General features: G+C 72.9%; 16 protein-coding genes. 6 read left to right on the top strand and 10 right to left on the bottom strand.

Annotated elements, in window-relative coordinates; translation table 11 throughout:
* Positions 1–29: 29 nt before the first annotated feature.
* From ACI799_RS12570 to ACI799_RS12555, 4 genes are all read right to left on the bottom strand, one after another.
* Positions 30–1388 carry a hypothetical protein gene (locus ACI799_RS12570; protein WP_456613209.1) on the bottom strand — a complete coding sequence of 453 codons (1359 nt, stop codon included), beginning with the start codon at positions 1386–1388 and terminating at the stop codon, positions 30–32.
* A 16-nt stretch (positions 1389–1404) separates the two neighbouring features.
* Positions 1405–2355, bottom strand: coding sequence for a glycosyltransferase family 2 protein (locus ACI799_RS12565; protein ID WP_456613208.1), 951 nt, complete (start codon positions 2353–2355; stop codon positions 1405–1407).
* A complete protein-coding gene (locus ACI799_RS12560; RefSeq protein WP_456613207.1) occupies positions 2349–3653 on the bottom strand; it encodes a polysaccharide biosynthesis tyrosine autokinase in 1305 nt (434 codons plus the stop codon). Before ACI799_RS12560 ends, ACI799_RS12565 begins: the two co-directional genes overlap by 7 nt.
* Before the next feature lie 175 nt (positions 3654–3828).
* Positions 3829–4404 (bottom strand): hypothetical protein, encoded by a 576-nt coding sequence (locus ACI799_RS12555; RefSeq protein WP_456613206.1) that lies wholly within the window; start codon positions 4402–4404, stop codon positions 3829–3831.
* A gap of 68 nt (positions 4405–4472) precedes the next feature.
* On the opposite strand from ACI799_RS12555, the gene ACI799_RS12550 reads away from it, so the two are divergent.
* Positions 4473–5741, top strand: coding sequence for a glycosyltransferase (locus ACI799_RS12550; RefSeq protein WP_456613205.1), 1269 nt, complete (start codon positions 4473–4475; stop codon positions 5739–5741).
* Here ACI799_RS12550 and ACI799_RS12545 read toward each other — a convergent pair.
* Positions 5726–6529, bottom strand: coding sequence for an SGNH/GDSL hydrolase family protein (locus tag ACI799_RS12545; protein ID WP_456613204.1), 804 nt, complete (start codon positions 6527–6529; stop codon positions 5726–5728). The two genes, ACI799_RS12550 and ACI799_RS12545, sit on opposite strands and share 16 nt — an antisense overlap.
* An 80-nt stretch (positions 6530–6609) precedes the next feature.
* On the opposite strand from ACI799_RS12545, the gene ACI799_RS12540 reads away from it, so the two are divergent.
* Positions 6610–7830, top strand: a complete 1221-nt coding sequence (locus ACI799_RS12540) for a glycosyl hydrolase family 28-related protein (RefSeq protein WP_456613203.1) — start codon at positions 6610–6612, stop codon at positions 7828–7830.
* 29 nt (positions 7831–7859) lie between these two features.
* On the opposite strand, the gene ACI799_RS12535 is transcribed toward ACI799_RS12540, so the two are convergent.
* Entirely contained in the window at positions 7860–8165 is a 306-nt protein-coding gene (locus tag ACI799_RS12535) for a hypothetical protein (protein WP_456613202.1), read from the bottom strand.
* 579 nt (positions 8166–8744) lie between these two features.
* Between ACI799_RS12535 and ACI799_RS12530 the strand changes: the two genes are divergently transcribed.
* The 3 genes from ACI799_RS12530 to ACI799_RS12520 all read left to right on the top strand — a co-directional run bounded on the left by ACI799_RS12530 (position 8745) and on the right by ACI799_RS12520 (position 14737).
* Positions 8745–10130: a sugar transferase gene (locus tag ACI799_RS12530; protein ID WP_456613201.1), complete on the top strand. Its 1386-nt coding sequence runs from the start codon at positions 8745–8747 to the stop codon at positions 10128–10130.
* A gap of 1 nt (position 10131) precedes the next feature.
* Entirely contained in the window at positions 10132–10884 is a 753-nt protein-coding gene (locus tag ACI799_RS12525; protein WP_456613200.1) for a hypothetical protein, read from the top strand.
* A gap of 199 nt (positions 10885–11083) precedes the next feature.
* Positions 11084–14737 carry a PKD domain-containing protein gene (locus tag ACI799_RS12520; protein WP_456613199.1) on the top strand — a complete coding sequence of 1218 codons (3654 nt, stop codon included), beginning with the start codon at positions 11084–11086 and terminating at the stop codon, positions 14735–14737.
* 135 nt (positions 14738–14872) lie between these two features.
* On the opposite strand, the gene gmd is transcribed toward ACI799_RS12520, so the two are convergent.
* Entirely contained in the window at positions 14873–15886 is a 1014-nt protein-coding gene (gene gmd, locus ACI799_RS12515) for a GDP-mannose 4,6-dehydratase (RefSeq protein WP_456613198.1), read from the bottom strand.
* A 91-nt stretch (positions 15887–15977) separates the two neighbouring features.
* On the opposite strand from gmd, the gene ACI799_RS12510 reads away from it, so the two are divergent.
* Positions 15978–16943 (top strand): GDP-L-fucose synthase family protein, encoded by a 966-nt coding sequence (locus ACI799_RS12510; protein WP_456613197.1) that lies wholly within the window; start codon positions 15978–15980, stop codon positions 16941–16943.
* A gap of 21 nt (positions 16944–16964) precedes the next feature.
* Here ACI799_RS12510 and ACI799_RS12505 read toward each other — a convergent pair whose 3' ends face one another.
* The 3 genes from ACI799_RS12505 to ACI799_RS12495 all read right to left on the bottom strand — a co-directional run bounded on the left by ACI799_RS12505 (position 16965) and on the right by ACI799_RS12495 (position 20564).
* Positions 16965–17756: a hypothetical protein gene (locus tag ACI799_RS12505; protein ID WP_456613196.1), complete on the bottom strand. Its 792-nt coding sequence runs from the start codon at positions 17754–17756 to the stop codon at positions 16965–16967.
* Position 17757: 1 nt separating this feature from the next.
* Complete coding sequence (locus ACI799_RS12500) at positions 17758–18147, bottom strand: S-adenosylmethionine decarboxylase (protein WP_456588331.1); 390 nt, start codon at positions 18145–18147, stop codon at positions 17758–17760.
* A 98-nt stretch (positions 18148–18245) separates the two neighbouring features.
* Complete coding sequence (locus tag ACI799_RS12495; protein ID WP_456613195.1) at positions 18246–20564, bottom strand: putative bifunctional diguanylate cyclase/phosphodiesterase; 2319 nt, start codon at positions 20562–20564, stop codon at positions 18246–18248.
* Positions 20565–20688 lie beyond the last annotated feature (124 nt).

Below are 20688 nucleotides of genomic sequence, written 5' to 3'. Positions count from 1 at the left end.
GGTGGGCGGAGGACCCGGCAGGTGCGCCCTCACGACGGGGCGGGCACGGCCACGGCCGCGGGTGAGTGGACCAGCGACGGCCTGTCCGCGTCGACCGGCCGGCCGCCGGTGACCCACAGGATGCCCAGGAAGAGAGCGGGGAGGGGGTTGGCGAACAGGTACGTGGCCGCGGGGAAGGCCTCGATCAGCCCGCAGGCGGCGAAGACCAGCAGGATGATCCGCCCGGGCTCGGGTCTGCGGAGCTCCCGGGACAGGATCCGGAGGAAGAACGCGAGGAACAAGGCGAGCCACACGAGACCCGCGACGCCGAACTTCAGCAGCAGGTAGGTCGTCAGCAGGTGGACGTCGTCGACGCGCTCCAGGTCCCGCCCCGAGGCGGTCAGCGTGTCCGCGTCGGGGGAGCCGGACAGGTCGACGGTCGCACCCGGTCCCAGGCCGATGAGCTGCGCGGCCAGCGACTCCTCGGCTCCCTCCCGGACCATCGCCGTCTCGTAGCTCCGGTGGGAGAGCGTCACCTCCTCGCTGTCGGTCGAGGTGCCGGTCAGCAGCGGGACCAGCCCCAGCCAGACCGCGGCCATGCCCACGACGACCGGCGCCGCGTACACGGCCGCGAGGCGGAGCGCGGGAGGCAGCACGGTGAGGAGGAGGACGACGGTGCCGAGCGCCAACTGCCCGAGCGTCGCGTCGCTCACCGGCTTGGTGTCCACCGACGCCCAGTAGACGAGCCCAGCGGAGGTGGCGAGCGCGAGCAGCAGGTGACGGCCGCGGTGGTGCCGTTCCCGGATGGCCAGGTACAGCAGTCCCAGCGCGGTGGGCACGGTCAGCGCGGCGAAGGGGTTGAAGCTGCGGTCCAGCACCGCTGCGGCCGCGCCGAAGAGGAAGACCACCGCCAGCAGGGCCCGGGTGTGGCCGTCGGTCCAGTCGCGGGCGAGCAGGCCGGCGCGGGCGATCACCAGCAGGCCCGCGAGCATCGCCAGGCCCTGGGTCAGAGCATCGAGGTCCAGGGGCCGGGAGGAGAAGAACACCTCCATGGTGGTCGTGGCACCCAGCAGCACGGCCAGCGCCACCCACCACACGGGGTACTGCCCCGCTCGGGTGCGGGTACCCAGGGTGACGAGCGCGAAGGCGACGTAGGCGATGGGCAGCACGACGCGCTTGGCCACGCTCGTGACGGCGAACGTCTGCAGTCCCTCCCCGCCGCCGACGAGGACGAGGGACGTGGCGGCGGACAGCGCCAGGAGCCACCAGGTGACGCGGATGATGTTGTCCGGGACCGACCGGCGGCCGACCGACCCGCCGGTCGCGGCGTCACCGGGCGGGCTCGTCGGCCCGTCCGCCGGCGACGTCGCGTCGGGTGCCGGTGCCCACCGCCGGGCAGGTGCGCTCATCGGTCGCCGCCGGCCGTCACCGGCGCCCGTACTCGTGCACCAGCACCCCGAAGCGGGACGCGACCACACCGACGCCGTAGAAGAACCGCTGGAAGGGGCGCGCCTGGACGCCTCGGCCCCGCAGCACGCCCCACGCCAGGCCGCCCGCCCCGGCTGCGATGCGGACGCCGCCGAAGGCGAGCAGGTAAGGGACGCCGTGCCGCCGGCGGAGGATCCGGCCGTGGGCGATGCCCATGCGCGTCCAGCGCCGCCGGATCCAGCGGGCGGTCAGGCGGTTGCTCGGTGCGTCCTCGTAGACGATCGCCGAGTCGCAGAACTCGATCAGCTTCCCGGCCTCGGTCAGCCGGCCGAAGAACTCGGTGTCGCTCCCGCCGGTCGAGGAGAAGCTCTCGTCGAACGTGGGCGACCCGGCCGACCGCCAGCTGGCGTATCGCAGCAGGGTGTTGTTGGTCGCCGCCGTCCAGTGCCGGGTGCCGGACGGGAGGGCGGGCATCCGGAGGAAGCCGCCGCGGACGATCCACCCGGGGGCGTCGGGCGGCAGCAGGGTCACGACGGGGCCCGAGACGACGTCGGCCGGGGTCGAGTCGGCGTACGACACCAGGGCGGACAGCCAGCCGGGCGCCACGAACTCGTCGTCGTCGACGAAGATCAGCGACTCGTACGCGCCCCCGGCGAAGATGCGGAGCGTGTGGTTCCGTGCCGCCGCGATGCCCGGTGTCGGTTCGACGGAGTAGCGCACGGCGGCCCCGAACGGCTCGACGACCGCGCGAGCGGACCCGGCGGGGTCGTTGTCGATCACGTAGAGGTCCGTGACGAAGGGGGCGGCACCGGTCCGGCAGCGGTCGAGTTCCGGCATCAGCGACTCGAGCAGCCGGGTGAGGTCCTGGGCTCGCTGGTACGTGGCCACGCCGATCATCACCCGCCGCCCCGGGTCGTCGGACCGCGGCTCGTCGCCGGCCCTCACCATGGCACGTCGTTCAGGACGACACCGATGGTCCGGACGCCGAGGAGGTCGAGGGCGTCGCGGCTCTCGACCAGCTCGTCCCTGCCGGTGTGACCGTGCCGGACGCACAGGATGACCCCGTCCACGTGCGTGGCCAGCGCGCCGGCGTCGGCGACCGGGAGGAGCGCCGACGCGTCGATGATCACGACGTCGTGCTTCCACCTCAGCTCGTCGATCGCCTTGGCCGTGTTCTCCGACGCGAGGAGACCACCGGGGTTCTCCACCGCCGGTCCGGCGACCACCACGGTCAGGGGCAGGTCGGCGTGCCTCTGCAGGATCTCCGCGAGCTCGGCGGTGCCGCCCAGGACGTCGGAGAGGCCGGGGCCGGCGCCGATGCGGAGACGGCTGCCGACCTCCGGATTCCGCAGGTCCGCGTCCACGAGGGCGACCTGACGTCCGGCCTCGGCGAGGCTCAGCGCCAGGTTGACCGCCGTCGTGGTCCTCCCGTCGGCCTCGGCGGCGCTGGTGACCATGATGGTCTTCGGTGGGTCATCCGGGTGCAGGCGCTGCAGGGTCGTGCGCACCTGGCGATAGCTCTCGGCGACCGCACCCCTGCCGAACGGGTCGATGACGTGCCGGGTCGGCAGCCCCGGGTCGTGCGGGACCGAGCCGATGACCGGCTTCCCGGTCAACCGGGCGGCCTCCTCCACGGTGCTCACCGTGGAATCCAGACGCGCGCGTAGCACGGCCGCACCCGCGCCGGCCACCGTGCCGACGATCAGACCGAGCCCCACGTTGCGCACCGGTTGGGGGGTCTGCGCAGCGGTGGGCAGGGTGGGGGCGTCCGTCACCGTGACGTCCACCGGCGCCGGGCCGCCCACGGCGGGCGCCTCCAGGTCGGACACGAGGCGGCGGAACTCCTCGGCCAACGCCGCGGCGATGGCCTGCGCCCGCTGAGCGGACGTGTCGGTGACGGACACGTCGATGAGCACCGTGCCGGGGACGGCGGAGGCGGTGACGCCGTCGTTCAGTGCGCCGGCCGACATCGGCAGCCGCAGTCGCTCGACGACCCGGCCGGCCACCTCGTTGCCCTGCAGGAGCTCTGCGTACGACTCGACGCGGCCCTCCGACAGCTGGCTGCCCTGGAAGGCCGATGCCGTCGTGCCGGCGTCCCGCGTGGAGACGAAGAGCTGCATGTGCGAGGTGTACTGCGGAACCTGCAGGAGGGTCAGCAGCAGCGCCGCGACCACCCCTCCGACCAGACCCAGGACGGGAAGCCACCAGGCGGCACGCAAGGCCGCCAGCCCTTCTTTCAGTTCCACGCCGTTCCCCGTCCGTCACACGCGACAGCGCCCGTAGCCACGTCGCCGCGGTGAGCCAGTGCGTTCCTGGAGGGGAGGAACATAATTCACCAGCGGCCCTGCGAGGGGGTCTCGTGCGCGCCTCTCGCCGCATCCCATCCGGGGGAGCGCCCAGGCCGTGGTCGCGGGACCGCGTTCACGTCGCATCCGCGGTGGTGGGCGGGAACCGCGGCCCCACGACCGTTCCCGCCGGCTGGCCGAACACCGTGGCATCCGGGACGACGCCTGCCACCACCGTGCCGGCCTGCACGAGCGCGGACACCCCGACGTGGCTGCCGCCCAGGACGATGCAGCGGGCGGTGATCCACGCCCCGTCCTCGATGACGACCGGCCGGGTGATCAGCGCCATGTCCCGACGGTGTGCGTGGGACCCCGTGGTGATGAAGGTGCCCTGGGAGACCACCACGTCGGAGCCGATGGTCAGCCGGTCCTGGTTGTGGAGCCAGACGTCCTCACCGATCCAGCTGCGATTCCCGATGACGAGCTTCCAGGGAGTCCGGACGCGGAGCCGGGGGCGGAGGATGACGCCGTCACCGATCTGCGCACCGAAGGCGCGCAGGGCCGCGCGCCGCAGCCGCGTGCTGATCTGCCACGGATTGCTCACGAGCAGCAGTTCCACGGCGCCCCAGGCGTACACCTTCCAGGCCGGCGCGTCCCACCGTTCCCCGGCACCGGGCGCCTTCGCCAGATCGATCACCCTCGGTCGAGGCACCGCGCGAGGATACGGTGTGTCCCTTCGAAAATGGGCACATTCCGGTGCCGCAGCAGAAGGATGGGCCGATGCCGCGTCGTCGGGACAACCGCGCCACCGCTGGGCACGTGCTCGTGCTCGGGCTGAACTACGCGCCGGAGACCACCGGGATCGCTCCGTACACGACAGGGCTCGCGCGCCACCTGGCGGCCAGCGGTCTCGAGGTGACGGTGGTGACCGGGTACCCGCACTACCCGGAATGGGCCAGGCGCCCCGACTACCGGACGGCCCGGCAGGTGGAGGTGGAGCACGGCGTCCGCATCGTGCGCGTCTCGCATCCCGTGCCACGGGACCCGACCGGCCCGGCGAGGATCTGGATGGAGGTGGTCTTCGCCGCCCGCGCGGCGGTGCAGCTGCTCCGGCGCCGTCCGGACGTCGTGGTCGTCGTCACCCCGGCGCTCCTCTCTCTCGTACCTGCGGTCCTCCTGCGCCCCCTGCGCGGTTACCGGGTCGGGGCGGTGGTCCAGGACCTCTACGGCGCCGCGCTGTCGGAGACCGGCCTGGGCGGCGGTGCGCTCACCCGGGCGACGGCCCGGCTCGAAGGGGCCCTGCTGCGGCGGGTGCGCGGTGTCGCCGTCATCCACGAGGTGTTCCGCGCGCGGCTGACCGCCGCGGGCGTACCCGGTGACCGGATCGAGGTCATCCCGAACTGGGCGCACGTGACCATGCCGACCGGGGACGACCGCGACGCGATGCGCCGCGAACTGGGCTGGGCGGCGGACGAGGTCATCGCGCTGCACGCCGGCAACATGGGCGTGAAGCAGGGCCTGGGTGGCCTGCTCGACGTGGCCCGGCTCGCCGAGCAGCGGGGCAGCAGCGTGCGCGTGGTGCTGCTGGGCACCGGTTCGCAGCGTGCGGCACTCGAGCGGGACGCGCGGGGGCTGTCCCGGATCTCCTTCCTGGACCCGCTGCCCGACGGTCGGTTCGAGCGCGCCCTGGCCGCCGCCGACTGCCTCCTGCTGCACGAGAAGCCGGGGGTGGTGGAGATGTCGGTGCCGAGCAAGCTCACCACGTACTTCGCCGCCGGCCGGCCCACGGTCGCGGCCACCGACGCCCGCAGCGGCGCCGCTGCGCTCATGGCCGCATCGGGAGCGGGGATCACGGTGCGGGCTGGTGACCCGGCGGTCATCCTGGCCGCGATCGAGGCGATCACCGCGGACGAGGCGGACGCCGCCAGGTTCGGCGCGGGCGGGCGCCGCTACGCGGAGGCCCACCTGGGGAGCACGGCGTCCCTCGCCCGCCAGGAGGCGTGGGTCCGCTCGCTCGCCGGGGCGCCCCCCGGTCAGTCGCCGGCGTAGACGGCCAGGTCCGGCTGCTGGCTGCGCACCGCGTCGGCGAAGGCGCGGGCGATGATCTGGTGGCCGGCCTCCGTGGGGTGCACGCCGTCGGAGGACATCTGACCCGGGTCGCCGGGCAGCCAGGACGACGGCGCCAGCGCGTCGAAGTACACCGCGCCGCTCTCCGTGGCCGCCTGGCGGAGGGCCTCGTTGAGCGCAAGGATCTCCGGCGGTACCAGGTCCGACGTCCAGATCGGTCCGATGACGAGGAGATGTGCCTCGGGGAGCCCGGCCTTGAGCGTCGTGTACAGCGAGCGGGCCGCCGCCCCGACGGTGCCCGGCGCGCTACCCATGTCGTTGCGGGTCCCGTTCACCACCACGATGTCGGGGGCGACCGCGATCACCCCGCTGGCCCGGGACATGTAGTTGGTCTCCGCGGGGGTGGCGTAGCCCGTCCCGCCCACCGCGAAGACGTCGGCCGGGGCCCACCCGAGCATGCGGGCGGACACCCGGGCGAACCCCTTGGTGGCGCTGTCCGTGCCGGTCCCGGCGGCGTAGGAGTCGCCGAGGAACGCGACCGAGAGCGGCTCCGCCGGCTCCTCCTGCGCCACGGTCGGTGGCGCGACGAAGGAGGGGGAGGGCCGTGCGGCGAAGGCGAGCGGCGCTAGGACAGCCGTCGCGACGAGCCCGACGCCGACCGCGACCGCCGCCCACAGCGGTGCTCGGCGCAGCCGTGTCGCCGAGCGTCTCCTGACCCGGCCCGGCGACCCGGATCCCCCGGACGCGTCCCGGCGTGCCCTGTGCTCCATGGCGGGAAGGTACGCGAGGTCCCGCGGGAAAGGGACTCATCGGCCGCCGGTTCCGGTCCGTCGACGGTAGGGTCCCGCGCGTGTCGCCGTCGCCGCCCGAACGCAGGCGCCGGCCGATCTTGCCCGTCGTCGCTGCCTGCGCCGGGCTCGTGGCCGTCGCGGTGCTCTCGGTCGTGCTCTTCACGCGGATCGTCGACGGGGAGGACGCGGGGCCGGCGGTCGGGGCGACGGATGTCGCCTCCCGTACCGATGACGGCGCGCCGCCCGGCACGGACATCCGCGACTTCGGGGCGGTGTGCGACGGCCGGCACGACGACCGGTCGGCGCTCCAGGACGCGGTGCGTGCCGCTGCGGACAGCGGCGGCGGGGTCGTCGTCGTGCCGCCGGGCCGGTGCCGGATCGTGGCCACGTCCGAGGACGCCTTCGTGCGTCTGGGCGACGACGTGACCCTGGTCGGGGCAGGCGCCTCGCGGTCCTTCCTGGAACTCGACGCGGACGACGACGGCTACCGGGAGCTGCTGCGCACCGACGGCTCGAACATCTCGGTCTCCGACCTCACGCTCACCCGGGCGGGCGGTGTCTACGGGGTCCTGGTGCGGATCGAGGAGGGGCGGAACATCAGCCTGCGCCAGCTCCGCATCGACGGTCGCCGCCGCGACTTCCCGGGCAGCACCGTCCACGGCCTGACGGTGGCGGACCGGGGTTCGATCGAGAACGTGCTCCTGCAGAACATCGAGGTGCGCGATGTGCAGTACGGCTTCCTGCAGACCAACCAGGCCGAGACCGAGCTGACCGGCGTCATGGTGGACCGCTCGGTGTTCGAGGGGAACTCGGCGGAGGACCTCAGCTTCAACGCCCCGAACGGCGACATGACGGCCGTGACCGTCCAGAACAGCCGGTTCACCGGTGGCGGCGGCTTCGCGGTCTCCCTGGCGAACGTGCACGGTGCGGTCCTCCGCGGCAACACCTTCGACGGCTATGCGAAGGAGTTCGTGCACATCGAGGACCGCAGCAGCGAGGTGCAGGTCGTCGACAACACGTTCTCCGGGAAGCAGCGCAACACCGACGAGTGGTACAGCTACGTCATGGTGATCAACGCGTCGACCGACGTCACGATCGCCAGCAACCGGTTCGAGATCACCGAGTGGGACGAGCGCTTCCGCTGCGTCTACGTCGGCCCCGGGGGGTCGGGCTTCCCGGCGCCGACGGAGATCAGCATCGTCGACAACGAGGTGGATGCGCACGGCGCCGTCACGCTGGTGGACACCTACGGAGGTGCCGACGTGACCGTCCACGAGTAGCGGACGGTCACCTCGTCACCGGGCGCCGGTCAGGCGGGAGCCGACTCGCTCGCCGCGCGGCGCTCGACGCGCCGTTGCAGGAGCCGGACGAGGGGATCGCTCAGGTGCGGGTCCCCGAAGTGGAACAACGCGGTCGCCCGGAGCTGATCCGGATCGCAGCGGTCGTTCCCGTGCAGCGTCCGGTAACCGCAGAAGACGTAGAGGTTCCCCGGGGCCAGCTCCAGCCGCTGCGGAGGGCGCACGGCGCGGAAGCGGTGCGAGCCGACCAGCCGGACCGTCGCGGGATTCTGGTAGAGCGCCTTGTCGGCCAGGTTCGCCAGGGCCCGGCGCCGCACCGGCCGGCGATTGGGGTAGTACAGGAAGTCCCCACGGTTCCCGGTGGTCGGGATGGCGATGGGCAGCAGCGCGGTGATCGCGAAGCTGTCGAAGTGGAACCGCAGCGACTGGGTGGCCCCGGTGCCCCTTCAGGCACCGCAGGGCGGGGTGGACCGCCTCCTGTGGTGACGGTGGGCTGTCGACGGATTCCTGGTACAGCGCCGACAGCAGACGGTGCAGCTCCGGGGACCGGCCCAGGTCGCCGATGGCCGTCCCGGTGAGGGCCTCCAGCGTCAGGTAGCTCTCCGTAGTTTGCTTGCCAGTCACCGGCAGGCCCACCAGAGGTCACTTGTTCGCTATGTTGCGCGGGTCCGGCGAGGACTCGCCGGCCAGGCCCCTCCGGTCCCGGCGACGGGACGCATCCGGAGGTGACCGGTCCGTCTGGCGGGGCACCGCTCGGCGTGACTGTGCGTGAGGGGGCGTGCGTGACTACGGTCGGCCAGGCGAAGGCGACGGTGCGATTCCGGCGCGGGGCCATCCGGTCCGCGTGGCTGCGCGGCGCTGGTACCGAGGCGCGGAGGGCGTGGCGGGGCGCATACGTGCGCCGGATCGCCGTGGGCGATGCGCTGGGTGCGCTCGTCGCCGCGCTGGTGGGCTACCAAGTGCGCTTCCGTTCCGGTGAGCGTGTCGTCCTGGTCAACCCGGGCGCGCTGAAGCTCATGGTCGTGGTCCTGCCGTTGCTCTGGGTGGCTCTCATGCTGCTGACCCGGTGCTACGAGGAGCGCTTCCTCTGGGTGGGGCCCGAGGAGTTCCGGCGGGTGTCCTTCGCCGCCATGCTGCTCCTGGCAACGGTCGGCACCATCTCCTGGGCGTTCCAGCTCGAGCTCGCGCGGGGGTTCGTGGTCATCGCGGTGCCCCTGGCCACCGTGCTGACGCTGGCGCAGCGGTACGCGCAGCGTGCAGTCCTGCACCGGCGACGAGCGCGGGGGCACTTCCTGCAGACCGCGATCATCGTCGGGCACCGGAACGGTGTCTCGGCGCTGCACGAGCAGATCAACCGCGAGCTGACCCACGGCTACCGGGTGATCGGGTTCTGCATGCCTGGCGGGCAGCGCTCGGCGTCCGGCTACGAGGGCCTGCCGGTGCTCGGGGACCTCGATCACGTCGTGGAGGTGGTCAAGGAGCACGAAGTGGACACCGTGGCCGTCCTGCCGTGCCCCGAGCTCGACGGACCCGCGCTCCGGCGGCTGGGGTGGGGGCTGGAGGAGACCCGCGCCGAACTGCTGCTGGCCCCCGCCATGACCGAGATCGTCGGGAGCCGGGTGCAGATCCGTCCGGTCTCCGGGCTGCCGCTCCTGCACATGGAGCGGCCCGAGCTGCGGGGGGTCCGCCGGCTGACCAAGGAGACGTTCGACCGCACCGCGGCGGCGGGCGCGATCATCGTGCTGCTGCCGGTCCTGCTGGGGATCGCCCTGCTGGTCGGCCTCACCAGCAGGGGTGGGGTCCTCTACCGCCAGGACCGGGTCGGCCGCCACGGGCGCACCTTCCGGATGCTCAAGTTCCGCACGATGGTGGCCGGTGCGGACGGCATGGTGCAGCAGCTGGCCGCGCGGGACGACGGCAACGGAGTGCTGTTCAAGCTGCGGGACGATCCCCGCGTCACCCGGGTGGGGAGGTCGCTGCGCCGCTACTCGCTGGACGAGCTGCCGCAGCTGCTGAACGTGCTGGCCGGCGACATGTCCCTGGTCGGACCGCGCCCCCCGCTGTCGTCCGAGGTCGAGCAGTACGGCTTCGACATGCGCCGTCGGTTCCTCGTCAAACCCGGGATCACCGGGCTGTGGCAGGTCAGCGGGCGGTCCGATCTCACCTGGGACGACTCGGTGCGGATGGACATCCGCTACGTCGAGAACTGGTCGCTGGCGTACGACTTCATGATCCTGTGGAAGACGGTCGGTGCGGTCGTCCGCGGCTCCGGTGCGTACTGAGGTGGCAGACCGGCCGGCCCGGCTGCTCGGTCTCGCGCTGATCGGGTGCGCGACCGTCGTCAGCACCTCCTGCGCCGCCGGGACGCAGCCGGAGGGGGCCGGCACCGCCGCCGATCCCCCGGCCGGGTCGTCGGTCGCCGGGCCCTCCGTCGCCGGGCCGTCAGCGACCGGGGGCGCCACCGCCGCACCCCCCTCGGGATCGGTCCACCCGGTGACGACGGTCGTCGTCAGCGACGACCCGGTGATCTCCGCCGGCGGGCAGCCGGCCGCCGATGGCTGGCCGGCAGTGCTCGCGTCGTCCCTCGCCGCCGCAGGCACCCCGCTGGAGCTGGCGGTCGCAACCGCGGACGACGGGGGGTACGCGGGGGATCCGCCCTTCGCGGACCTGGTCGAGCGAGCGGTCGTCGACTCCACCCAGGTGGTCGTCTTCCACGAGACCGAAGTCGGCCCGGCGTCCGCGGACGCCGTCGGCGAGGGGGCGGAGGAGGCGTTCGCGGCGGTCGAGCGGCGGGCACCTGACGCGGTCGTCGTCGTCGTGGCCCCGTGGGCGCCCGGCGGTGCGCCCGCGTCCGACGACGAGGTGCACGACGCCGTGCGCGCCGCGGCAGACGGCGCCGAGGTGTCGGTGACCTACATCGACCCGGCCGGCGAAGGCTGGGGCCAGGGCGCGACGCAGCGCCAGATCGCGGACCGGGTGCACGAAGACGTCGCCGACCTGGTCGCAGCGCTCGCGCACTCCGGCGCCTTCGACTGATGGGTCGTTGCGTCACTGTGGATAGCCGCTGGTCGGCGCGCTGTGACGGCGGGCCGGAGGCGCGGTCCGGGCAGGATCGGCCGGCGTCAGACGGTCCCGGCGATCCCTAGGCTGCGCTCCGCCCATCCGGCCTTCCGGTCACGTGGCCACCCGGTCGTTCGGCCGCCTCTTCCAGGGGACTCCCATGCAGCAGAACCGCGTGCAGTCAGTGTCCGGATCCTCGCGGCGGGCACGGGTCCTCGTGCTGCTGGTCGCGCTGGTCGTCGGCCTGGGATCGGTGCAGGCCTTCGGCGCGGGTGAGGCGGGCGCAGCCGAACCCGTTCCGCAGATGTACCAGGGGCCGCCCTTCGCCGACGCCGGCCCGGCGCCCACGGAGGACAAGCCGCAGAGCAAGCTGTGGTTCAACGACGGTGCCTGGTGGGCGCTCATGCGGACCAGCGGCAACGGCGCCGACGGCAATCCCGACGTGACGATCCACCGCCTGCTGCCCGATCACACCTGGCAGAACACCGGCACGGTCGTGGACGGGCGAGCGGCGAGCACCGGGGACGCGTTGTGGCAGGGAGGGACCCTGTTCGTCGCGAGCCGGGTGACCAGCGGCACGATCCAGGCGGCGCGGCTGAGCTACGACGCGGGCACGCAGACGTACGCGATGGATGCCGGCTTCCCGAAGTCGGTCGCGACCGGATCCGTCGAGTCGGTCACGATCACCCGGGACAGCCTCGGGCGGCTGTGGGTCACCTACACCGACGACGACCAGGTGTGGGTCGCCCACTCCACGACGGACGACACGACCTGGACGGCGCCATTCCCGGTTCCCGTGTCGGACAACGACATCAGTTCCGACGACATCTCCGCGATCGTGGCCTTCAGTGGCCGGATCGGGGTGATGTGGTCGGACCAGGGCTCCCAGGTCATGCGGTTCGCCGTGCACCAGGACAGCTCCCCGGACGCCAGCGGGTGGACGATGGAGACCGCCCTCAGCGGTACCCGGAGCGCGGACGACCACGTCAACCTCAAGGCGCTCGTCGAGGACGACCAGGGGCGGGTGTACGCGGCCATCAAGACCTCGCGCGGCGACTCCTCCAGTGACTCCTCGTCCGACCCGAGCATCCGCGTGCTCTCCCGGTCCTCGTCGGGCACGTGGACGGCGACGACGGCGGCCACCGTGGGGGAGAACCTCACGCGCCCGCAGCTGGCGCTGGACGCCACCAACCGCCGCCTGTACGTGGTGATGACGACGGAGAGTGGAGGCGACGTCTACTACCGGCACGCGCCGCTGGGCGCGAGCCTGTCCTTCACGCCTCGGGCCACCCTCCTGACGTGGCCCGGCGCGTCGCTCAACAACGCGACGACGGCCAAGGCCCCGGTCACCGCCGCGTCGGGGCTGGTCGTGCTCGCCAGCGACGACGACGAGACCGACCGCTACTACCACGCCGAGCTCGCGCTCAACGGTGCCGCGGCGGACACCACGGCACCGTCCACGCCCTCCGGGCTGACCGCCACCGCGAACAGCTCCGGTCAGGTGACGGTGAGCTGGACGGCGTCCACGGACGACGTCGGGGTCACCTCCTACCGGGTCACGCGGAACGGCACGGTCGTGGGTCCCACGGTGACCGGCGCGACATCCTTCGAGGACACGATGGTGGCCCCGTCGAGCACGTACAGCTACACGGTGTCCGCCGTCGACGGCGCCGGGAACAGGTCGGCCGAATCCGTCGCCGTGTCGGTGACCACGCCGGCGGCGCCGGTCGGGGTGCCGGCGAGCAGCTTCACGTCGTCGGTGGCCGGTGGTGAGTCGCCGGTGGAGGTGGCGTTCACGGATACCTCGACGGGGTCGCCGACGTCGTGGGCGTGGGATTTCGGGGACGGGTCGACGTCGACGGAGCAGCACCCGGTGCACACGTTCGTGGCGGCGGGGTCGTTCGTGGTGACGTTGACGGCGTCGAACGGGGCCGGGGCGGGTGCGCCGGCGTCGCAGACGGTGACGGTGACCGAGCCGGCGGGTCCGCCGCCTGTGGGTGGGGAGGTCGTGGCCGGGGCGTCGGCGCAGGCGGTGAGCACGGCGGCGGTGACGTCGGTGACGATCGGCAAGCCGGCGGGGGTGGCGACGGGGGATGTGCTGATCGCGCAGTTCACGGCCAACGACGCGCCGTCGGTGACGTCGGTGCCGGCGGGCTGGTCGGCGGTGGTGGAGCCGTTGGCGATCCGGTCGTTGGCGACGGTGTTCGTCTACTACCGGGTGGTCGCCGATGCGGCGGCGGAGCCGGCGTCGTGGACGTGGCAGCTGTCCTCCGCGCAGAAGTGGAATGCGGTGGTGACCGCGTTCGGCGGGGTGGATGCGGGCAACCCGTTCGACAGCGATGCCGGAATCCGGGTGAACAGCTATCGGAGCAAGGCGCTGAACGTCCCGGGGGTCACGACCCTCACGCCGGGGGCGATGCTGGTCGGTGGGGCGGGCGCGGACAGCGGCAGCGTGGCGATCACCGAGGCGGCCGGGTGGACCGAGGCGGCGGAGGGCTCGGGGGCGCAGGTGAGCCAGCTGGCCTACCAGCCGCGGCCGCAGGCCGGTGACACCGGTACCGCGGCGATGACGCTGAGCACCTCGCAGTACGCCGGGGGCTGGCAGCGCGCCCTCCGCCCCGCCGCGCCCGGTGAGGAGCCGCCCCCCGTGACCGGGGAGGTGCCGGCGAGCAGCTTCACGTCGTCGGTGGCCGGTGGTGAGTCGCCGGTCGAGGTGGCGTTCACGGATACCTCGACGGGGTCGCCGACGTCGTGGGCGTGGGATTTCGGGGACGGGTCGACGTCGACGGAACAGAACCCGGTGCACACGTTCGTGGCGGCGGGGTCGTTCGTGGTGACGTTGACGGCGTCGAACGGGGCCGGGGCGGGTGCGCCGGCGTCGCAGACGGTGACGGTGACCGAGCCGGCGGCGCCGGTCGGGGTGCCGGCGAGCAGCTTCACGTCGTCGGTGGCCGGTGGTGAGTCGCCGGTGGAGGTGGCGTTCACGGATACCTCGACGGGGTCGCCGACGTCGTGGGCGTGGGATTTCGGGGACGGGTCGACGTCGACGGAGCAGCACCCGGTGCACACGTTCGTGGCGGCGGGGTCGTTCGTGGTGACGTTGACGGCGTCGAACGGGGCCGGGGCGGGTGCGCCGGCGTCGCAGACGGTGACGGTGACCGAGCCGGCGGGTCCGCCGCCTGTGGGTGGGGAGGTCGTGGCCGGGGCGTCGGCGCAGGCGGTGAGCACGGCGGCGGTGACGTCGGTGACGATCGGCAAGCCGGCGGGGGTGGCGACGGGGGATGTGCTGATCGCGCAGTTCACGGCCAACGACGCGCCGTCGGTGACGTCGGTGCCGGCGGGCTGGTCGGCGGTGGTGGAGCCGTTGGCGATCCGGTCGTTGGCGACGGTGTTCGTCTACTACCGGGTGGTCGCCGATGCGGCGGCGGAGCCGGCGTCGTGGACGTGGCAGCTGTCCTCCGCGCAGAAGTGGAATGCGGTGGTGACCGCGTTCGGCGGGGTGGATGCGGGCAACCCGTTCGACAGCGATGCCGGAATCCGGGTGAACAGCTATCGGAGCAAGGCGCTGAACGTCCCGGGGGTCACGACCCTCACGCCGGGGGCGATGCTGGTCGGTGGGGCGGGCGCGGACAGCGGCAGCGTGGCGATCACCGAGGCGGCCGGGTGGACCGAGGCGGCGGAGGGCTCGGGGGCGCAGGTGAGCCAGCTGGCCTACCAGCCGCGGCCGCAGGCCGGTGACACCGGTACCGCGGCGATGACGCTGAGCACCTCGCAGTACGCCGGGGGCTGGCAGCGCGCCCTCCGCCCCGCCCTCCGCTCCGTCGTTTGATCCGTCGCCGTCCCCGCCGGGATCGTCCCCGGCGGGGACGTCGACGGTGCCCGCCGGATCCGCGTCCGCGCTGCCGACGGCACGATGCCACCCCGCCTGCTCGACGGCAGGCGGGGTGGCATCAGGCGTCGGGGGTCAGGCGTCGATGCGCACCAGCCGGCCGCACCGCTCGTCGTCGAGCAGCTTGATGTCGGCGTCCACCATGATCTCCACCAGCTCGGGCGTCAGCACCTTCGGCTCCCAGCCCAGTTCGTGCTTGGCCTTGGAGTAGTCACCGATCAAGGCGTTCACCTCGGTCGGCCGCTCATAGCGCTTGTCGTGGACGACGTAGTCCTCCCACGCGAGCCCGACGTGGAGGAAGGCCATGCGGACGAAGTCGCGCACCGTGTACGCCGTGTTGGTGGCGAGCACGTAGTCCCTCGGCTCCGACTGCTGCAGCATGCGCCACATGCCCTCGACGTACTCGGGCGCGTAGCCCCAGTCGCGGACCGCCTCCAGGTTGCCCAGGTACAGCTTCTCCTGCAGGCCCGCCTGGATCCGCGCGACGGCACGGGTCACCTTGCGGGTGACGAAGGTGGCCCCGCGCCGCGGCGACTCGTGGTTGAACAGGATGCCGTTGACGGCGTAGGCGTCGTAGGCCTCCCGGTAGTTGCGGGTGGCCCAGTACGCGTAGAGCTTGGCCACGCCGTACGGACTCCGTGGGTAGAAGGGCGTGTCCTCGTCCTGCGGTGGCGGCGTCGCGCCGAACATCTCGGACGACGACGCCTGGTAGATCCTGGTGCGGACGCGGGCCGCGTGGACGGCCTCGAGCAGCCGCATCGCGGCGATGCCGGTGACGTTGCCGGTGAACACCGGCTGGTCGAACGAGACCATCACGTGCGACTGGGCACCGAGGTTGTAGACCTCGTCGGGGTTCACCTCCCGCAGGAGGTTCGTGAGCGCGGTGCCGTCAGCGAGGTCTCCGTAGTGGAGGAACAGGCGTCGGTCCGGGGCATGGGGGTCCTGGTAGATGTCCTCCAGACGTTCGGTGTTGAAGCTCGATGACCGGCGGACGATGCCGTGCACCTCGTAGCCCTTGTCGAGCAAGAACTCGGCGAGGTACGAGCCGTCCTGGCCGGTGATGCCTGTGATCAATGCGGATTTCGACATCGCACGTACCTCTGGCTGTCGGCCCGGAACCGGTACATCCGGCTCCTGAGGGGCGCTAGCCTGGCAGCCCGGCGGCGGAAAGGGAACGGCCTTGTCCACGACTGTTCATTCTCGAGACACCTCGACGTTCATCGCCGGCCACCGAGGCCTCGTGGGCGGTGCCGTGCTGCGGCACTTCCGGGCGGAGGGGTTCACCAACCTCGTGACGCGGACCTCCGCCGAGCTGGACCTGCGCGACCGGACCGCGGTCGAGGAGTTCTTCGCCGCGGAGCGGCCGGCCACCGTGGTGATGGCGGCGGCCAAGGTCGGCGGCATCCTGGCCAACAGCGCCTACCCGGCCGACTTCATCTCCGACAACCTGCGCATGCAGGTCAACGTGTTGGACGCCGCCGCCCGTCACGGCACGACCAGTCTGCTGTTCCTCGGCTCGAGCTGCATCTACCCCAGGCTCGCGCCCCAGCCGATCCGTGAGGACAGCCTGCTCACCGGGCCGCTCGAGGAGACCAACGACGCCTACGCGATCGCCAAGATCGCGGGGGTCCTCCACGTGCAGGCGCTGCGCCGGCAGCACGGCGTCCACTACATCTCCGCCATGCCGACCAACCTGTACGGGCCCGGCGACAACTTCCACCCGCAGCACTCCCACGTGCTGCCCGGGCTCATCCGTCGGTTCCACGAGGCCAAGCTCGCCGCCGCGCCGTCGGTCGTCGTGTGGGGCACCGGCGCACCGCTCCGGGAGTTCCTCCACGTCGACGACCTCGCGCGGGCCTGCCTGTTCCTCCTCGAGCACTACGACGAGCCGGAGCCGATCAACGTGGGGGTGGGCGCCGACCTCTCGATCCGCGAGCTCGCGGAACTCGTCGCCGACGTCGTCGGCTACGAGGGGCGTCTGGAGTTCGACACCTCGAAGCCGGACGGCACACCCCGCAAGCTACTCGACGTCTCGAAGCTGCACGGCCTGGGCTGGCGTGCCCGGATCGATCTCCGGACGGGGCTCGAGGAGACCTACGCCTGGTACCAGGAGCAGCTCGCCGCCGGCGCTGTCAGGGCCGCGTGAGCAGCGCCGGCGGTCCGGTACCTACGCGCCGGCCGGGTTCGTGACCTGATCCGTGCGGCGGGACGCCGGCGGCCGCCATCCGGTGGTGTCCCGGCGGAACGGCTCCGCGAGCGCCGGCTCGGCCGGCTCGACGAGGACGCCGCGGGTGGCTGCCAGGTCGGCCGGGTCGACGGTGATCGAGCGGAACACGCCGTGGTCCAGGGCCGGTGCGAGGTCCGGGCGGGCCGCGTACACCTCCGCCTCCGCCGTCCGCACGACGAAGACGCACGGGGTGCTGGCGGGGGAGCCGAGGTAGGGCTGGGAGGTCGCGCCCGCCATCGTGTGCCAGGGCAGGCCCATCGCACGCACCAGCCGGTGCACCCGGTCGTCGAGGATGGTGACCATGCCGGGGATCCCGCAATTGCGGGCGTACCGCCAGATGCCGTGGCACAGGGCGACGCTGACCTCCGCGCCCGCGGCGCCGGCGCGGTACCGGGGGTCCACGGCGAGGCTCGCCACGTCCCACACGGTCCCGGGCTCGAGGCCGACGGCGCCCAGGCTGTCGGCCACGGGCAGCCGCCAGGGGCCACCCGCCACGTCGACCAGGGTCTTCACCGGGCTGTCGCCGGCGGTGATCAGCCGAGCGGTGCCGAGGGCGGCGCCGCTCTCCTCGTCGATCACCGCGACGAACCGCGACCGCGCCTCGTAGTCGCCGTACTCCTGCTCCAAGAGCTCGGGCGCGTTGCCGAAGGCCTGCAGGAAGACGTCGGCCTCGACCTGGCGTGCGGCGTCCCGTTCGGCGGGGGAGTGCGCCACCAGCAGACGGAGGGCCATGTCAGAAGGACTTCGCGACGACGGTGCGGGCGGCGAAGAAGTCGGCGGTGAACGCCACGGCGACGTCGGGGTCGAACGCCTTGCACGTGTAGATGTCGACGGAGAAGAACAGCCGCGGCTGCTCCCAGGCGTAGAAGTGCGCGCCCGAGGTCTCCCAGTGGATCCAGCCGGCCCAGCCGTAGAGGTCGGAGCGGTGCGTCACCGGCTCGAGGAGCTGGACCATGTCCACCTCGCGGGAAAGGGCCGAGAGGTACGTGCGGATCTGGGCGTCGTCCACGGGCGCGGCCGGGTAGCCCTCGATCACGAGTCGCTGCCGGAGGATCTCCGGAGCGAGGTCGCGCCAGGCGACGGGGGAAGCGAGCAGGTCAGGGGCAGGGGAAGGCGGCGTCACCCGCTCATAGTCCACAAACAGCAACGCTGCGTGGTGATCGTGGTCGGCGTGTCGCCCGGTCGCGCGTCACCCCGGAGTGTCCTCCTCACCCGGCGGAGTCAGTCGGGGGTCCACCCCCGGCTGAGCTGCGGGATCAGGGCCGCGTCGACGAGCCCGGAGTCGGAGGCGGCCAGCCAGTCCAGGAAGTCCTCGACCGGCATGGGGCGCGCGAGGGCGTACCCCTGCGCGACGTCGCACCCGAGGCGGGCAAGCGTGGCACTCGTCGCCAGCGTCTCGACCCCCTCGGCCACCAGGCTCAGGCCGAGGGCGTGGGCCAGCGCGACTGTGCTCTGCACGATGGCCGCCGCCCGCGGGTCGCGGTCGACGTCGGCGGTCAGGCTGCGATCGAGCTTGAGCTCGTCGGCCGGGAGGTGCCGCAGGTAGGCCAGCGAGCTGTACCCCGTGCCGTAGTCGTCGATGGAGGTGCGCACGCCCGAGGCGCGCAGGTCGGCGAGCACCGTGCGGCCGCGCTCGGGATCGGCCATGAGGGTGTCCTCGACGAGCTCCAGCGTGAGCGCCCGTGCGGGCAGGCCGTGTCGGTGCAGCGCGGCGGTGACCTTGCCGGCCAGGTCGAGGTCGGTGACGTTCGCCGCCGACAGGTTCACCGACACCGGCACCTCGCGCTCGGGCCACCAGCGGGCGGCCGCGGTGAGCGCCAGTTCGAGCACCCGGTCGGTGAGCGGTCGCAGCAGCCCGGCCTGCTCGGCCGCCGGCAGCAGGTGGGCGGGGGAGAGCAGCCCCCGGGTGGGGTGGTTCCACCGGACCAGCGCCTCGGTGCCCACGATCCGGCCGTCGCGCAGATCCACCTGCGGCTGCAGGAAGACGCAGATCTCGTCCCCGTCGAGGGCGGTCCGCAGCTCCTCCATGGTGCGCAGGCGGTCGCTGCCGGCGGTGCCGGTGACGGGGTCGGGCACGTAGACGTGCACCCCCTCGCGGGCGCGCTTGGCGCTGTACATGGCGACGTCGGCGCAGTGCAGCAGCTCCTCGACGGTCGCCGCCGGGGCCGGCGTGGTGGCGACGCCGATGCTGACGCCGACGTGCAGCCGGACGTCGGCGACCGTGAACGGCGCGAGCAGCAGCTCGCGCAGCCGTTCGGCGAGCGCCCGCGCCTCGTCGGCCGCCGCGGCCGGCATCAGGACGGCGAACTCGTCGCCCCCGAGCCGGGCCAGGACGTCGCCGGCGCGCAGGGAGCCGAGCAGCCGCGGCCCGATCTGGCGGAGCAGGTCGTCGCCGGCGGAGTGGCCGAGGCTGTCGTTGATCTCCTTGAACCCGTCGAGGTCGAGCAGCAGGAGGGCGGCGGGCTGCTCTGGCGTGGCCGAGGCGACGACCCGCTGGGCCCGTTCGATGAGCGCCCGGCGGTTGGCGAGGGCGGTGAGCTCGTCGGTGCGCGACTCCAGCTTGACCTGGTTGTACCCGCGCACCTCGCGGAAGGTGACGGCGATGCGGACGACGCCGGCCAGCACGCACCCGATGGCCAGCCAGCCGGCGACGTCGGGCACGGGCTGCGACCAGGGGCTGAGCACGACGAGGCTGGCGACCAGGCAGGCGAGCGGCACGGCGAGCAGCCGCCAGCCGGTGCGGGAGCCGCCGCTGCGGAGGAGCCGGGGCGGTTCGACCGCGCCCGCGGCGGCCGCGGCGGCCAGGACGACGGAGAGGAGCCAGCCGAGCTCCAGCGGCCCGCCGTCGACGTAGGTGCCCTGCACCTTGAGGCCGAACAGGATGAGGTCCGACAGGCAGATCAGGCCCAGCGCGGCGCCGAGCAGCACGAAGGTGCGGTCGAGGCGCACGCCGAGGATGCCGCCGACGGCCATGACCATGCCGATGAGCAGGATCGTCGTGATCGGTGCCGCGAGGTCGACGGCCGCCACCGGTCTCTCGCCGGGGGCGGTCAGCAGGTAGGGGCCCAGGAGGAAGGCGACGCCGGCGGCGAGGCTGCCGAGGGCGGCCACCACCCCGTCGAGCCACATGCTCGGGTGGAAGCGCGGCACCCGGGTGCGGATCAGCACGACGACCGGCACGTACATGGCCAGGTAGGCCACCAGCATGACCGCGTGCGAGAGGGTGGACGACGGTTCGTTGCCCTGCAACCCGGCGGAGAGCACGCGCAGCACGTTGCCGAGCGCGCCGAGGGCCAGGGCGACGGCGAGCGTGCCCCAGGCGATCCGCTCCGACCGCACCCGCCGGGCCGCCATGACGCAGACGGCCGCGGCGGCGAGGTAGGGCAGGTTGTAGAGGACGACGTCGTAGGTCCGGTCCCACGCCGCGCCGGCCGGGCGCGGCCCGATGCCGGTGGCGAAGAGCGCGACCAACCCGATGGTCAGGAGCAGCGCGCGGCCGGGGCGCCGCCGCAGGGCAGCGTCCTGGTCTGGCTGGTGCATGGCAGGGGCATCGGCCTCGGGACGGCGCGGGTTCACCCGTCCCGAGGCCCGGATCACCCGGAGGGGGGAGCCGCCGCGCTGTCGACCGGGCAGCGTCACGGACGCAACCTCGGCTGCCGATGAG

The organism is Blastococcus sp. SYSU DS0753 (genome assembly GCF_054051175.1).
The sequence above is the reverse complement of the archived record's forward strand: the minus strand, read 5'-3'. Positions and strand labels throughout refer to the sequence as shown.

Excerpts from the sequence above, each read along its gene's own strand:
- ACI799_RS12570 (WP_456613209.1), bottom strand. The coding sequence starts at position 1,388 with ATGAGCGCACCTGCCCGGCGGTGGGCACCGGCACCCGACGCGACGTCG.
- ACI799_RS12565 (WP_456613208.1), bottom strand. The coding sequence starts at position 2,355 with ATGGTGAGGGCCGGCGACGAGCCGCGGTCCGACGACCCGGGGCGGCGG.
- ACI799_RS12550 (WP_456613205.1), top strand. The coding sequence starts at position 4,473 with ATGCCGCGTCGTCGGGACAACCGCGCCACCGCTGGGCACGTGCTCGTG.
- ACI799_RS12545 (WP_456613204.1), bottom strand. The coding sequence starts at position 6,529 with ATGGAGCACAGGGCACGCCGGGACGCGTCCGGGGGATCCGGGTCGCCG.
- gmd (WP_456613198.1), bottom strand. The coding sequence starts at position 15,886 with ATGTCGAAATCCGCATTGATCACAGGCATCACCGGCCAGGACGGCTCG.
- ACI799_RS12505 (WP_456613196.1), bottom strand. The coding sequence starts at position 17,756 with ATGGCCCTCCGTCTGCTGGTGGCGCACTCCCCCGCCGAACGGGACGCC.
- ACI799_RS12495 (WP_456613195.1), bottom strand. The coding sequence starts at position 20,564 with ATGCACCAGCCAGACCAGGACGCTGCCCTGCGGCGGCGCCCCGGCCGC.